The organism is Mesorhizobium sp. WSM4836, from assembly GCF_055811815.1.
This window is the reverse complement of the sequence record NZ_JBVVQF010000093.1, coordinates 1-534: the sequence shown is the minus strand read 5'-3', so window position 1 is coordinate 534 and position 534 is coordinate 1. Positions and strand designations below refer to the sequence as shown.

2 protein-coding genes are annotated in these 534 nt (G+C 60.5%); both read right to left on the bottom strand.

The window, feature by feature from the left end; translation table 11 throughout:
* Positions 1-311, bottom strand: a 311-nt coding sequence (locus AC0L2P_RS32235) for a TCP-1/cpn60 chaperonin family protein (protein WP_292136986.1), incomplete at its 3' end; no start/stop codon positions are given.
* A 62-nt stretch (positions 312-373) separates the two neighbouring features.
* The coding region (locus tag AC0L2P_RS32230; RefSeq protein ID WP_192363281.1) for a co-chaperone GroES at positions 374-534 on the bottom strand (161 nt) is incomplete at its 5' end.

The following is a 534-nucleotide window of genomic DNA, read 5'->3' as shown; positions in this document are numbered from 1 at the left end:
TGGCCTTCCTGGACGATCGACTGTGCCAGAACGGTCGCGGTCGTGGTGCCGTCGCCGGCGATGTCGTTGGTCTTCGAAGCAACTTCGCGGACCATCTGCGCGCCCATGTTTTCGAACTTGTCCTCAAGCTCGATTTCCTTGGCGACGGTGACACCGTCCTTGGTGATGCGCGGTGCGCCGAACGACTTATCGATGACGACGTTGCGGCCCTTGGGGCCGAGCGTGACCTTCACCGCGTCGGCGAGGATGTTGACGCCGCGCAGCATGCGCTCACGAGCGTCGCGGGAGAATTTTACGTCTTTGGCAGCCATTTTTAGCTCCTGGCAGGGGCTTGGATTGAGCCCGAAGATTTAAATGAGGGTGAGGCCGATATTCAGCCGATGATGCCCATAATGTCGGATTCCTTCATGATCAGAAGGTCTTCGCCATTGAGCTTGACTTCGGTGCCCGACCACTTGCCGAACAGGATGCGGTCGCCGGCCTTGACGTCCAGCGGGACGAGCTTGCCGGCTTCGTCGCGGGCGCCGGAACCGA